Origin of the sequence: Marinobacter lacisalsi (assembly GCF_042651045.1) — a bacterium.
GTDB lineage: Bacteria > Pseudomonadota > Gammaproteobacteria > Pseudomonadales > Oleiphilaceae > Marinobacter > Marinobacter lacisalsi.
This window is the reverse complement of the sequence record NZ_JBHSDI010000064.1, coordinates 87,782-100,995: the sequence shown is the minus strand read 5'-3', so window position 1 is coordinate 100,995 and position 13,214 is coordinate 87,782. Positions and strand designations below refer to the sequence as shown.

Genomic DNA, 13,214 nt, shown 5'->3' with positions numbered 1-13,214 from the left:
CTTCACAATACCCAATGAATAATATGTTCCTGCCAGTCTTCCTGCGGCACCTGGTCCGCCGGTATTACCCGGTGAGCGACGGAGACGCCCGCCCGGTGAACCGAATCCGGATCACCGGAGCGCAGCGGATGCCACTCTGGCAGGGGCCGGTCCTCGGCGAGTGTCCTGTAGGCGCAGGTATAAGGCAGCCAATGAAACTGGCCGATGTTGTCCGGTGTCAGCACGGTACACTCCGGAACCACCTGCTGGCGGTTGCCGTAGCTTTGGCACTGGCAGGTGGCGGAGTCCATCTGGGAGCACGCCAGGTCGGTATAATAGACCTCTCCGGTCTGCTCCTCTTCCAGTTTGACCAGGCAGCATTTGCCACACCCATCGCAGAGGGATTCCCATTCCGCCTGGGTCATCTCCGCAAGGCGCTTGCGCTGCCAGAAAGGAATCTCCGCTATCACGCGCCGAAATCCCTGAGTTTTTCCTTGAATGCCACGATGTAACTATCTGACTTTTCGGGAAGCTGGAGATAATAATCTTTCTCACGGATAGCCTCCAGCACTTCCCGGCCAGTGGTGCGGGCCAGTTTGCGCTCCGGCGTCAGCACCAGGTCAAGGGCCGGAACCGGCTTGCCGAATATCTGCCGCAATGATTCCGGCAATTCGTTCCAGTCCTGCCCCCGCCGCACATACAGGTAGGTGTCCTCTTTCGCACTGCTGCGAAACACGGAAACAAAGGTTTTCTCAGTCATGGCTGTCCTGTTCTTCAAGCAAGGTCCTGATCTCGGGCAGGACAGGCTCAAGCACCTGCCCACGCCAGCCGGTATTGAATACGGCCAGGGTGTCCATGTCAGGCCGGTCATGTCTCAGCAACGCTTCAAGGCGCTTGCGCGGGGCCAGCAATTCCACTGGCACATCCGCCTGCTCGGCGGCGCGGACCATGTGTTTCTTGATCTTGCGATAGCGATCCTGCTGTGGCCGCGTCAGTGGCCGGTCGATCAGCACTCCCGGCACCTCACCTGACTGCTTCGCCTGCTGTACAAGCTCTATAATCCCGTCGCCATAACGACGCACCACCACCGGGGGCACGCCCTCCACCGCCGCCAGCGCACCGACACTGTCCGGTAGTCGTTCAGCAATACCAATCAGTGCGGCATCGGCCAGCACCCGGCTGCGGGGACGGTCACGACGACGGCATTCCTGTTCCCGCCACCGGGTCAGTGCCCTCAGTACATGCTGTCTCTCCGGGGACAGCGGCCATCCGCCCCGCAGTTTCAGGTAGGCATCCTCGGGGTCCGACTGGGCCAGCAAATCCGCCGCAAAACGGTCGGACTCGTCCGCCATGGCACCGTCCAGGCCGCGGGCCCGCAGGCGTTCGCTCACCCACTGGTACATTGGTTCCAGGAAGCGGATATCATCCAGGGCGTAGCGTTCCTGTGCCGGCGACAGTGGCCGCGCCAGCCAGTCAGACCGGGTGGCCGACTTGTCCAGCACCTCACCGAACAGCGACTCCACCAGCCGGGCATAGCCAACGGAAAACCCGGCTCCGGCAAGCGCAGAGCCCAGTTGGAGGTCCAGCAGACCTCGGGGTTCCAGGTCCAGCCAGTGTCGGAACAGTTCCAGGTCCTCCCCCATGGCATAGAGCAGCTTGGGCCGGCCCGCGTCCGCCAGGGTTTCCCGGAAACGTGCCGACTGCTCCGCCACGGAGGGGTCCACCAGTCGCAGGGACTCACCAGCGCCCAGCTGCACCAGCCCGGGTATGGGGTAGAACGTGGAGACGCGCTCGAATTCGGTGTCCAGCGCCAGGGGCTCGTGCTGATGTTCCGACAGCCACTGGTCCAGTTCAGCGGGGGTGGTCAGCCACCGTGGCGCGGATTCCTCCGGAATGGGGGGAACACGGGGAAACGCATGATTCATGAAAACTCCCGGTCAGTCATGGTTCAGTCCGCCAGGGGTTTGCGGCCGCGGAAGGCATGGGTCAGGGTGAAGCCGTCGACATAGCCCAGCTCACCTCCCACGGGAATACCATGGGCCAGCCGGGTGGTCAGCACACCGGAACCGTCGAGGCGATCGGCTATATAGTGGGCGGTGGCTTCCCCTTCCACGGTCGGGTTGGTGGCCAGGATCAGCTCGGTCACACCTTCCTCCCGGACCCGGCGCAACAATACCTCAACGCCAATGTCTTCCGGCCCGATGCCATCAATAGGTGACAGGTGGCCCATCAACACGAAGTAGCCACCCTGGTAGTCTCCTGCCTGCTCAATAGCCAGCAGGTCCGAGGGGCTTTCCACTACGCAAATGGTGCCACCGCGACGTTCGGGCTTCTCGCAGATGGGACAGATCGCCGTGTCGGAGAAATTCTGGCAACTGTCACAGCGGCGTACACCGCTCATCGCCGAGGAAAGCGCCTCGGACAGGCGCTCGCCGCCTGCCCGCCCTTTCTCCAGCAGATGAAAGGCCATACGTTGGGCCGTTTTCTGGCCGACGCCCGGCAGGCACCTCAGAGACTCGACCAGTTCATCCACCAGCGGGCTGAAAGCCATCCATACTCCTGCATTAACAACATTGGATCAAAAACAGACAACCGGGCCCCATGTGCGGGCCCGGTTATGTGGGTATCGGCCGTCAGAACGGCATCTTGAAATCGGATGGCAGCCCCATGCCGGACATCATGCCGGACATGCGCTCCTTCTGCTCTGCCTCCACGCGCCGCACCGCGTCGTTGACAGCAGCAGCGAGCAGGTCTTCCAGTACTTCCTTGTCTTCCGAGAGCAGGGAGTCGTCGATATCCACCTTACGCACGTCATGGCGACCGTTCATGGTCACCTTGACCAGCCCGGCACCGGATTCACCGGTCACTTCAGCCTTGGCGGCTTCCTCCTGGGCCTTCTGCATCTGCTCCTGCATCTGCTGGGCCTTTTTCATCATATCGCCCATACCATTCATCATGTCATTTACCTCGCAAAAGCTGTCAGTGTCGCTATCCGGCGGAATTCTCAAGGGGCCGGATACTGTCTTTGACGACCCGCCCCTCAAACCGTTCCACAATGGCATTCACATGGGGATCCTGCTCGATGGCCTGCTCCGCCTGCTGCTGGCGCCTGGCCTTGTCGCGGGTCTCCCAACCAATCGGAGTCTGTTCACCGGCGTCGCCCTGAGTCACTTCAAGGGTGGCATCCCCACCAAAAGCGGCACGGAGCCCCTCCAGGATCTTCTGCCGGTGGCGGTCGGTCATCAGCCGGTAATGCCCTTCATCCAGGGTCAACCGAAACCGGTTTCCTTCCCGATCACAGGAAGCCTGACTGGCCAGATTGCCTGGCATACCCACGATACCAAGCTGCCGAAAGTCCCGGGCCCACACAAACCCTTCGGCGTCGGCCAATGGCTCAGGCTCCGGTGGTACCGGCTCCTGCCCTGACGGCTCGGGCACCGCCGCGGCGGGCTCCGTCGGTGCAGCCTCTGAAGGCGCCGGTACGGACGGTGATTCCGGCTCCATGTCCCAGGGCACGCCATCATCAGCCGCATCCCCGCCACTGGCCATCTGATCGGCCATGGCCATCAGGCCGTCATCGTCGGGGTACGCCATGGGCGGCTGTTCCGGTGCGATCTCCGCTACCGGTGGTTCTCCGGGAACGGGCTGGGCTGCGGCATCAGAGCCTGCCGCACCGGTGTCGCCAGGGCTTTCTGCTGGCTCGGCCGTCGGAGGCTCGGCGGGCTCAGACTGAGAGCTCGCTACTGTACCGGGCTGCTGGCTGGCCGCAACGGCCTGCCCCGAGGCGCCACCCGCGTATTCATCCTCGGGTGATTGCTGTTGATTGGGCTGCTCCGCCGGACTTTCAAGCGCGGCGGGGGCAGGTTCCTCACCCTGGTCCCGGTCTCCGGTGCTGCTATCAGACGAGCTCTCCCGGGACCGGTTACGGTCCGGAGCGCCGGCACGGGCCACAGGCGGGTCACGGCGCTCGGCCCCGGGCCGGAAGGCCAGCATGCGCAGCAGGGTCATCTCGAAGCCCATGCGCGCGTCCGGGGTAATTTCCAGGTCTTTGCGGCCCACCAGGGCCGCCTGGTAGAACAGCTGTGCATCTTCCGCGCTCAGCTGACGGGCGAGCTCCTGCACCCGGTGGGCATCGCCCATGGAATTATCGGCGCTACCAGGGACCACCTGCTCCATGGTAATGCGATGAAACAACGACAGCAGATCGGCCAGAATCGCGCTGAAATCCGGTGCAAAATCCGAGATCCGGTCTATTTCCGTCAGCAGTTCGGGGCCATTGCTGTCCACCAGCGCATCCACCAGTTTTTCAATATCACGCTGGTCAATGGTGCCAAGCATGCTGCTGACGTCGCTGGCACCCAGCTTCTGGTTACCAAAGGCAATGGCCTGATCCGTCAGGCTGAGGGCATCGCGCATGCTGCCGTCCGCCGCCCGGGCCAGTTGCCACAGAGCAGGCTCCTCGAAGGGCACGGTTTCCTCACCCAGGATGTAACGGAGGTGGCTGACGATGTGCTCCGGTGTCATGCGCTTGAGGTTGAACTGCAGGCACCGGGAGAGCACGGTGACAGGAAGTTTCTGGGGGTCCGTGGTGGCCAGCAGGAACTTCACATGCTCCGGCGGCTCTTCCAGTGTCTTCAGGAAGGCGTTGAACGACTGGTTGGTCAGCATGTGCACCTCGTCAATGAGGTACACCTTGAAACGCCCGCGGGTGGGCGAATACTGCACGTTGTCCGTGAGCTCCCGCATATCGTCGACACCCGTGCGGGAGGCGGCGTCGATTTCGATCAGGTCAACAAAGCGGCCGTCCAGTATTTCCTGGCAGCTGGAGCATTCGCCGCAGGGGTCGGGCGTAATGCCTTTTTCACAGTTCAGGCAGCGGGCCAGCAACCGGCCAATGGTGGTCTTGCCCACGCCCCGGGTACCGGTAAACAGGTACGCATGGTGGAGGCGATTGTGCTCCAGGGCATGGACCAGGGCCTGGAGCACATGCTCCTGACCAACCATGTCACTGAACGTTCGGGGGCGCCATTTGCGGGCTAGTACCTGGTAACTCATGATCCATCAACTACGGCTGCTTGATGGCGCTAACCTTAGCACGGACCCGGTAGCAGAAGAAGGTGAAAAGTTCGCTTCCGGGCACCCGGCCAGGTAGCGGTAACATGCCGTTACCAGGCTTTACCCATTACCGCTCAAGGAGCTGATGACCCGGGCAGCGCACTAGGCTATGCTCTGAAAAAACAAACGGTAAGAGTCTGTCTCTTGAGCATCTTCCGCACAGCGTTACGTCTTGCCATACTGCTGGTAGCCCTGCCCCTGACCAGCCAGGCAGCTCCGGAACTACCGGAAATCGAGATCAACGCCCTGAGCGATCAGCTGATACGGTCACCCGCCGAATACCTCCGCACATCGGAAAAGACCACCTTCGGACAGATACAGGGTGGCGACTTTCAGCCCCTGACCCCTGCCAGCGTTAACCAGGGCATCAGTGGCGATACCTTCTGGCTGCGTTTCAGGCTGAGTAACCGCCAGGGGACAGACAGCGTTCGCTGGGTGCTCCACCATGAGACCAGTTACCTGGACAATATCACGGTGTATTTTTCGGACAATGACAGCCCGTTTCAGTCCGTTCACCTGAGCGACCGCAAGCCCTTCAATGAACGCATCCTGGCCTACCGCACCCTGGCCTTCCCCCACGAAACCACTGCCGCCGGTCATACCGATGTGTACGTGAAAATGGCCTACGACAAGGCCGATTCGGTCAGCCTTAACCTGGGCCTTTCAGAAGCAGATCATTTTGCGGAACGCTCCCGGGGCGAATATTTTGCCTATGGCATCTACTTCGGCGTCATGGCCACTCTGCTCCTGATTGCGTTGCTGGGTGCGGCTCTCCTCAGACAGATGGTCTACCTTCATTACGGGCTGTTCCTGGTCTTCAGCACCCTGATGTGGGCGGCCCTGAATGGATTTTCCTACCAGTACCTGTGGCCCTCTTCGGTCTTCCTGCACAATGAGGGGTTCCACATTCTGTTTCTGGCGACGTCGATTACCGCACTGCAGTTTTCCCGGCACTTCCTGAAAACCCGTGACAACTTTCCGCGCTTCAACCGTGTGATGGCGGCACTGCAGCTGATCATGCTCTCCGGTATCGGATTGCGATTGGCGGGGGTATACGATCCGGTACTGGTTCTTTCGTTCCTGTCATTGGCGATCCTGGCCGGGCTGCCAGTACTCGGGTACATAGCCTGGCGCCGCGGGCAGAACTACGCCCGCTGGTATGCGCTGGCCTGGCTTGTCTACGGAGTGGGACTTCTGGTCAGCGTGCTCAGCGCCGGTACACCATTGTTCAACTGGGGCATGGATCCACTGCTATTCACCCAGATCAGTGCGGTGCTGGAGTCCGTGCTGTTGCTGGTGGCGCTGGCGGAACGTCTGATCGCCTGGGAGCGGGACCGTCGTCAGGCGCTGACCCTGGCACGCCAGGACGCCCTCACAGGGCTCAATAACCGGCGTGTTTTCCCCCAGGCGCTGGAACATTACCAGGCCCGCTTTCACCAGACCGGCCACCCCGTCTACCTCATCATGATCGACCTGGACCACTTCAAGGAGCTGAATGACCAGTACGGCCATGACGCCGGTGATCGCGTCCTGCGGGAGTTCGGTCGGCTTCTGCGCAACCACTGTCGTCCGGGCGATACCTGCCTGCGGTACGGCGGTGAGGAATTTGCGATGCTGGTGCAGGTGCCCCGGGAGAGGGAAGCCACGAGGATCGCCGAACGCATTCGGCAGGCCTTCGAACGGCACCCGACCCAATACGACGGCGCTTTCATCCAGCATACCCTGACCGCGGGCCTGGCGCCGATTTTCTCCGCCGACCGTCTGGTCGCCTGGGATGACATCGTGCGCGAGGCGGACAAGGCGCTTTACCTGGCCAAGGAACAGGGTCGTAATAAAGTGGTGGTCTTTGAGACGCTGGCCAAAGCACGAGGTGATGAGCAAGCGGAGCCATCCATTGCGGGCGGCATGAAATCGAACAACAAAGAAGAAACAGACGCTTACAGGGAAGGAAAAACGTAGAGAGGAAAAACTGGGGGTGACCCCACCAGCGACACCCCGGCACACAAGTCCACCGCTGCGGCTGCTCCCTTCCGGGCCTGACCGGGTTCACGGTTTATCGTTGCGGGGGCACCAGCGGGGCCACCATAACGGCGGCCCGGTTTGCCCGAGCGCGGCGCGCATAGTAGCAGCAGGTGGGGGCGGTATCAATCCCCGCAAACAACTTCTGTAGTGCGCCGACGAGACACTGGTCAGACTCCGGTCAGCGGAACCGGCACCACATCCTGGCGGAACCAGCAGGCAATACTGTGGCGTGTGCGCTGGGCCGGCAGTACCTCGTGGGGCACTTCCTCGCTCAGGAATAGTACCGCCCTGCCCGATTCCGGCGCCACCCGACCGCATACCTCATCAGGGCTTTCCCGGTTGAATACCTGCAGTTCACCGCCATCGCCTGGTCGCCAGCCCTCGTTCAGGTACAGCACCAGGCTGACTACCCGGGACGCGCGCCCGCGGAAACTGTCCAGATGGCGGCGGTAGAAGTCCCCTGGCTGATAACTGGCATAATGGGCCTCAAACCGTTGAAGGCCCAGGTATAACCGACGATTCAGGCCCACGCGGATTTCCTCCAGGGCACTGAACAGTTGCTGCTGTTCCGGCGTTTCGCCGTTCATCCAGGCGATGCGGTCCCTGCGGACCGAACGATCGCGGGTAAATCCGGTTCCGCGGCCGACCCCGGCCCGTTCCAGTGCCGCTGTTTTCTCCAGGATGTCCACTTCGCGACGCAGGCTGGCAAGCAACTCCTCTCCCAGCCGGGACGAAAGATCCAGCGACAGCCAACCCCGTTCGGACAGGTCATCGGCGACATGGTCGAGCCACTGCTGGTCGCTGGTATCCGGGCCCGTTGCAGCCAAATCAGCTTTGGCGAGGGAAACAATGGTCATAGGGAGTTTTCCCCGCAGGTAAAAACCGGCATTCTAGAACTTTTCCGGGGAAGCGGAAGCTTCCGCGTACGATTTCCCGTAAGCATTTACCCTGAGGCCCCCCATGCACGAGCTGGACAACGCCCGCTACACGCAACTGGAAACCCTGGGAGACCTGGACGCCATCCGGATCAGCCATCCCCTGGTTGAGGCCACGGTGGTCCTGCAGGGAGCCCACCTTGTGCATTTCAGTCCGGCCGGCCAAGACAACTGGCTGTGGATGAGCCCGCTGGCACGGTTTGAAAAAGGTGTCGCCATCCGCGGCGGCATTCCGGTGTGCTGGCCCTGGTTTGGCGATCCTGCCCGGAACCCCGACCCCGTAAGGTCAAAAATAGACACGTCGGGGGCCCATGGGTTCGCCCGTACGGCGATCTGGACGCTGGAACGCCTCGAGGAACTGGAGGAAGCCGTTATGGTAACGCTAGCCCTCGACGCGACACCTGCCAGCGCCAGTTCCTGGAATGGCCATGCCCATGCAAGCCTGACCCTGCGCTTCTCCCCCGAAGGGCTGACGCTGGCGCTGACCACACGCAACGACGGCAAAGGGCCACTGGCGATCACCCAGGCGCTGCATAGCTATCTGCCGACGACGAACGTGTCGGATACCGTGATCCAGGGGCTCGAAGGTACCCGCTACCTGGACACCCTGGATGGCTGGGCACTCAGGCAACAGGAGGGCGTTATCACCTTCACCGGTGAAACCGACCGGATCTACCAGGCAGCCCGGGACATGCTCATCCAGTCTCCGCACCACCACACCCGGCTGACCTCCGACGGCAGCGCCTCCACCGTCGTCTGGAACCCCGGGCCGGTGAAAGCTGCCAGGCTATCCGATTTCCCGGACGACGCCTGGACGGGCATGCTGTGCGTGGAGACCGCAAATGCCGCCGACGATTATCGGGAGCTACAGCCGGGAGCCAGCCACACCCTGACCATGACGCTGGCCGGCGCCCCCATTGGCTGATTCGCTGACCTACCGGGCCACTGATAGCCCTGGGAGCAGGATGCCAGCGTCACGCAGCAGGTCAGCGCGGTACCCCGACAGGACACGATTAACTGATCCCGGTCAGAAAAACCGGAAAATCATGGATTCGCAAGCTGACGGCAGACGGCAATTGCCTATACTGCTACTGCGGAAACAATCAGAGGAAAGGAAGACCGATGAGTCTGGCAGAATTCCTGAAACGCCATCTGGTGTCCAAAGAACTGGATGAACAAATTGACCAGATCGGCAAGCCTATAGGTTCACTCGGCTACGATCCCTGGGGTTACAGCAATGAAAGCCTGAAAATCGGCTATGCCATCACCCGGGAAATCTACGAAAAATACTTCCGTGTCGAAGTGGATGGCATAGACAGAATACCCGCCCACGGCCCGGTACTCATTATTGCCAACCACAGTGGCCAGTTACCCATTGATGGCCTGCTGATCGGTTATGCCCTGGCCTCCCGGAAGGTAAGACCTCGCATCCCCAGGGCGATGATAGAACGCTTTTTTCCCACGGTTCCCTACCTTGGCAACCTGCTCAACCAGTTTGGCGCTGTTCTGGGTGATCCGGTGAACTGTGCCAAGATGCTGGCCAATGACGAGGCTGTCATCGTGTTCCCCGAAGGCATCCGGGGCTCCGGCAAACTGTACCGTGACCGCTACCAGCTCAAGCGTTTCGGCAACGGGTTCATGCACCTGGCCATGCAATACAACGCCACTGTGGTTCCGGTTGGTGTTGTGGGCTGCGAGGAAACCATTCCTGCCTTCGCCAACATCAAGCCACTGGCCAAACTGCTGGGGCTGCCCTATTTTCCGCTGGCGGCACCGGTGGTATTACCGGCCAAGGTTCACATCTGCGTTGGAGAACCCATGGTGTTCAGTAACGACAATATTCCCGAAGAGCAGGTCACCGCCCGGGTGGAGCAGGTCAAGGCCGCCGTCGGCGAAATGGTCAAGAAGGGACTGGATCAGCGGAAAAGGATATTCTGATGCCTGCAAGCAAACGGCCACAAATACTGGTAACGGGCGCCGCCGGCACCCTAGCCCAGGAAGTGATCAGCCAGCTCCGGGAAAGCTGCGATATAGTCGCGGTGGATTTTCGTGAGCAGGTCTGGCTGGGCGATGACATTCCCAGCTACTGCATTGACTTTAACAAGCGTGTGTTCGAGGACCTGTTTCGCCGCTTCCACTTCGACGGCGTCATTCACCTGGGCCGCATCATGTCGAGCCAGGAAACCCGGTTGCGGCGGTACAATGCCAATGTCCTGGGCACCCAGAAACTGCTGGATCTAAGCCACAAATATGGCGTCAGCCGGGTGATCATCCTGTCCACCTATCATGTCTATGGCGCCGTGCCCTTCAACCCCGCCCTGATTGATGAAGAGGCGCCACTCAAGGCGGCGGGGCTGACCATGGACCTGGTGGATTCGGTGGAACTTGAGAACCTGGCGAATATCTACCTGTGGCGCTATCCGGACCTGAATATTGCCATCCTGCGCCCCTGTAACATCGTGGGGCCGGGAGTCCGAAATGCCATCAGCACATTGTTATCCGGTGAACGGGCGCCCGTACTGGCCGGCTTCTCGCCCATGATGCAGTTCATCCATATTGACGATATGGCCGACGCCCTCGTGCTCACCTGGCGTGGTGAGAAACGGGGCATCTACAATGTGGCGCCCCATGACTGGGTGGCCTACCAGCGGGCACTGGAACTGTGCGGTTGTCGCCAGCTGCCAATACCCTCCATTCCGCCGGTCCTGCCACGGACACTGTTGCGAATTCTGCACCTGAGGCGTTTCCCTCCATACCTGATGGATTTCTTCAAGTATCCCGTGATTATCGACGGGCGACTGTTTGCAAAAGACTTCGATTTTCGCCCCAAGCGCAGCCTGGATGATATATTCCACTATTATCGGGAGAACAAACACCCCGTATAGGCGCCCGGCAAGGACTCGGTGTGGCAGAACGTCTGTATTGCTGTGACGTTGACTCCGCGCGGACTCCCGGGTGCCCTCAGTATCACAGGATGTGCCGTCGATGTTCAATGAATTCGGACTGATCAGTTACGCAGCCGCCGCCCTTGCCTTCCTGTTGCTGGGGGGGGCTGATCATGACCCGTTACCTGCGCCGGACGTCAGATCGGGTGTTACTGGTGTCCGCGATCCTGTCGTTTCTCTGGGCCGGCTCGCTGGTTACCCAGCAGGTCTGGGGCGAGCCCACCTTCATTATAAGGTATCTCCTGGAACTGCTACGGGACGCCGGCTGGGTGATGGTTCTTCTGGCGTTGCTGCGTGCAGCGGAACAGCCGAGGATGGGGTCGGACCGCACCCGCCGGGTGCTCGGCTTTCTCACCTTCTCTGTCATCTTTGTCCTGTTTACCCTCGCCGCGCTTGAATACCTGCTCAACTTCCCGCTGGTCAGTGGCAAGCTGAAAATCGTCGGGCAGATCGCCCTGTCACTACTGGGCATTTGCCTGGTGGAGCAGATCTGGCGGAACTCCGTGCAATCCAGCCGTTCCAGTATCCGTTACCTGTGCATCGGCATCCTGACGCTGTTCGCCTACGACTTTTTCATGTACACGGACGCCCTGCTGTTTGGCCAGATCTCCTCCGGGTTCTGGGATGCCCGGGGCGCCGTCAACACCCTCATCGTTCCGCTGCTCGGCGTGACCATGATGAACACCCGCAAGCAGCCGGTGGAATTCCAGCTCTCCCGCAACGCCATGTTCCATGTCAGTGCCCTGGTGTTTGCCGGTATCTACCTGCTGTTCGCAGCGGCGGGGGGCTACTACGTGCGGGTGCTCGGCGGGGATTGGGGCGACGCCCTGCAGATGCTGTTCATCACCGGGGCGCTGGCATTCCTGGCACTACTGCTTACCTCGCGACGGTTCCGTGCCCGCCTGATGATCTTCATCAGCCAGAACTTCTTCGACTATAAATACGACTACCGGGAAGAATGGCTGAAAATGACCCGGGAGCTCGCCAACCTCAGCGACGAACCGCCGCTGCCTGAACGGATCATCCGGATTCTGGCCGGCCTGGTAGAGAGTTCATCCGGTGCCCTCTGGGTCCGGGATGAAGATGGCAACTTCATGCTGCAGAGTGCCGTCAACCTCAATCAGCCCCGGTTCACCAGTATCGATGGTGACTGCGAGCTGGCCCAGTTCTTCAGTAGCCGCGAGTGGATCATCGACCTGGAGGAGTACCGCAACGACCCGGTGCGCTACAACCTGCTGGAGATCCCCGACCCGATCCTCAAGTTCGAACGGGGCTGGCTACTTATCCCCATGTACCTGGGTAATGAACTGTATGGCATCACCCTCATAGGTCGGGCGAACGCCCGGGTGGAGCTCAACTGGGAGAACTTCGACCTGGTCCGGGTCGTGGCCCGCCAGACCTGTAACCTGCTGGCCCAGGCCGACGCCCAGAACCGGTTATCCAGGGCCATGCAGTTCGAGGCGGTGAGTAAGGCCTCCGCGTTTATGGTGCACGACCTCAAGACACTGATTGCCCAGCTCTCATTGCTGGTGCGCAATGCCGCCCACCACCGGAACAACCCGGCCTTTATCGATGACATGATCAGCACCACCGATCATGCGGTCCAAAAGATGTCCAACCTGGTGGACCATATTCGCAAGCCAATGTCGGACCACGGTGACCAGGAACCCCTCGACCTGCAGAAGATGATCACCGAGCTGGCAGCGCACTATGCCCGCAACCAGCCACGCCCGAAGGTGCTGGGACCTCAGGACGCTGTCATGGTGAGAGCCGACCGCGATCAGCTATGGAGTGTACTGGGCCATCTGATCCAGAATGCCCAGGATGCCACGCCCCCTGACGGGGAGGTTTCCCTCACGCTCAAGGCATCCACCGGGCACGTGGTATTGTTCATCCAGGACAGTGGTACCGGCATGAGCGAGGAGTTCATTCGCATGCAGCTGTTCAAGCCGTTCGAGAGTACCAAGGGGCTCACTGGTATGGGCATTGGTGCCTATCAGGCCCGGGAATACGTTCGCCAGATTGGTGGTAATATCGATGTCACCAGTGAACCGGGCATGGGGTCATGCTTTTCAGTACTGCTGCCCACCGTGAAGATCGCCGCCCGCTCCGACCGGCAGCAAATCACCGATGAACCAGTCGAGCCAACCACGGCCCAGGCCGGCGCCGGACGGGCCGGAGGATTGCATTCCTCGTGATTTCATCCGACACTTACGAC

Annotated in this window: 12 protein-coding genes and 1 other RNA gene; 5 read left to right on the top strand and 8 right to left on the bottom strand. The window is 60.8% G+C overall.

Annotation, left to right across the window (positions count from 1 at the left end):
- Positions 1–2: 2 nt before the first annotated feature.
- The 6 genes from ACFOZ5_RS19465 to dnaX form a co-directional block, all read right to left on the bottom strand.
- Positions 3–449, bottom strand: a complete 447-nt coding sequence (locus ACFOZ5_RS19465) for a YcgN family cysteine cluster protein (RefSeq protein WP_379890524.1) — start codon at positions 447–449, stop codon at positions 3–5.
- Positions 446–739, bottom strand: a complete 294-nt coding sequence (locus ACFOZ5_RS19460; protein ID WP_379890522.1) for a YcgL domain-containing protein — start codon at positions 737–739, stop codon at positions 446–448. Before ACFOZ5_RS19460 ends, ACFOZ5_RS19465 begins: the two co-directional genes overlap by 4 nt.
- Complete coding sequence (locus tag ACFOZ5_RS19455) at positions 732–1,904, bottom strand: ribonuclease D (RefSeq protein ID WP_379890520.1); 1,173 nt, start codon at positions 1,902–1,904, stop codon at positions 732–734. Before ACFOZ5_RS19455 ends, ACFOZ5_RS19460 begins: the two co-directional genes overlap by 8 nt.
- Before the next feature lie 23 nt (positions 1,905–1,927).
- Complete coding sequence (recR, locus tag ACFOZ5_RS19450; protein ID WP_379890518.1) at positions 1,928–2,530, bottom strand: recombination mediator RecR; 603 nt, start codon at positions 2,528–2,530, stop codon at positions 1,928–1,930.
- 82 nt (positions 2,531–2,612) lie between these two features.
- Positions 2,613–2,936, bottom strand: a complete 324-nt coding sequence (locus ACFOZ5_RS19445; protein ID WP_379890515.1) for a YbaB/EbfC family nucleoid-associated protein — start codon at positions 2,934–2,936, stop codon at positions 2,613–2,615.
- 31 nt (positions 2,937–2,967) lie between these two features.
- Entirely contained in the window at positions 2,968–5,034 is a 2,067-nt protein-coding gene (gene dnaX, locus ACFOZ5_RS19440) for a DNA polymerase III subunit gamma/tau (protein WP_379890513.1), read from the bottom strand.
- A gap of 204 nt (positions 5,035–5,238) precedes the next feature.
- On the opposite strand from dnaX, the gene ACFOZ5_RS19435 reads away from it, so the two are divergent.
- Positions 5,239–7,053, top strand: a complete 1,815-nt coding sequence (locus ACFOZ5_RS19435; protein WP_379890510.1) for a sensor domain-containing diguanylate cyclase — start codon at positions 5,239–5,241, stop codon at positions 7,051–7,053.
- Positions 7,054–7,073: 20 nt separating this feature from the next.
- Here ACFOZ5_RS19435 and ffs read toward each other — a convergent pair.
- Together ffs and ACFOZ5_RS19425 are read right to left on the bottom strand one after the other, a co-directional pair.
- An RNA gene (gene ffs, locus ACFOZ5_RS19430) (signal recognition particle sRNA small type) lies at positions 7,074–7,170 on the bottom strand.
- Positions 7,171–7,283: 113 nt separating this feature from the next.
- Positions 7,284–7,973 carry a 2OG-Fe(II) oxygenase gene (locus ACFOZ5_RS19425; RefSeq protein WP_379890508.1) on the bottom strand — a complete coding sequence of 230 codons (690 nt, stop codon included), beginning with the start codon at positions 7,971–7,973 and terminating at the stop codon, positions 7,284–7,286.
- A 103-nt stretch (positions 7,974–8,076) separates the two neighbouring features.
- Here ACFOZ5_RS19425 and ACFOZ5_RS19420 point away from each other — a divergent pair, with 103 nt between their 5' ends.
- From ACFOZ5_RS19420 to prsK, 4 genes are all read left to right on the top strand, one after another.
- Positions 8,077–8,976, top strand: coding sequence for a D-hexose-6-phosphate mutarotase (locus ACFOZ5_RS19420; protein ID WP_379890506.1), 900 nt, complete (start codon positions 8,077–8,079; stop codon positions 8,974–8,976).
- A 197-nt stretch (positions 8,977–9,173) separates the two neighbouring features.
- Complete coding sequence (locus tag ACFOZ5_RS19415; RefSeq protein WP_379890504.1) at positions 9,174–9,989, top strand: lysophospholipid acyltransferase family protein; 816 nt, start codon at positions 9,174–9,176, stop codon at positions 9,987–9,989.
- Positions 9,989–10,936, top strand: a complete 948-nt coding sequence (locus tag ACFOZ5_RS19410; protein ID WP_379890502.1) for an SDR family oxidoreductase — start codon at positions 9,989–9,991, stop codon at positions 10,934–10,936. The genes ACFOZ5_RS19415 and ACFOZ5_RS19410 overlap by 1 nt, the downstream gene beginning before the upstream one ends.
- A gap of 173 nt (positions 10,937–11,109) precedes the next feature.
- The gene (gene prsK, locus ACFOZ5_RS19405) at positions 11,110–13,194 is read left to right on the top strand and encodes an XrtA/PEP-CTERM system histidine kinase PrsK (protein WP_379890500.1); all 2,085 of its coding nucleotides are present in this window, start codon (positions 11,110–11,112) and stop codon (positions 13,192–13,194) included.
- The last annotated feature ends 20 nt before the right edge of the window (positions 13,195–13,214 follow it).

Coding starts and splice junctions, on each gene's coding strand:
- ACFOZ5_RS19460 (WP_379890522.1), bottom strand. CDS start 739: ATGACTGAGAAAACCTTTGTTTCCGTGTTTCGCAGCAGTGCGAAAGAG.
- ACFOZ5_RS19455 (WP_379890520.1), bottom strand. CDS start 1,904: ATGAATCATGCGTTTCCCCGTGTTCCCCCCATTCCGGAGGAATCCGCG.
- recR (WP_379890518.1), bottom strand. CDS start 2,530: ATGGCTTTCAGCCCGCTGGTGGATGAACTGGTCGAGTCTCTGAGGTGC.
- ACFOZ5_RS19445 (WP_379890515.1), bottom strand. CDS start 2,936: ATGATGAATGGTATGGGCGATATGATGAAAAAGGCCCAGCAGATGCAG.
- dnaX (WP_379890513.1), bottom strand. CDS start 5,034: ATGAGTTACCAGGTACTAGCCCGCAAATGGCGCCCCCGAACGTTCAGT.
- ACFOZ5_RS19425 (WP_379890508.1), bottom strand. CDS start 7,973: ATGACCATTGTTTCCCTCGCCAAAGCTGATTTGGCTGCAACGGGCCCG.
- ACFOZ5_RS19420 (WP_379890506.1), top strand. CDS start 8,077: ATGCACGAGCTGGACAACGCCCGCTACACGCAACTGGAAACCCTGGGA.
- ACFOZ5_RS19415 (WP_379890504.1), top strand. CDS start 9,174: ATGAGTCTGGCAGAATTCCTGAAACGCCATCTGGTGTCCAAAGAACTG.
- ACFOZ5_RS19410 (WP_379890502.1), top strand. CDS start 9,989: ATGCCTGCAAGCAAACGGCCACAAATACTGGTAACGGGCGCCGCCGGC.
- prsK (WP_379890500.1), top strand. CDS start 11,110: ATGACCCGTTACCTGCGCCGGACGTCAGATCGGGTGTTACTGGTGTCC.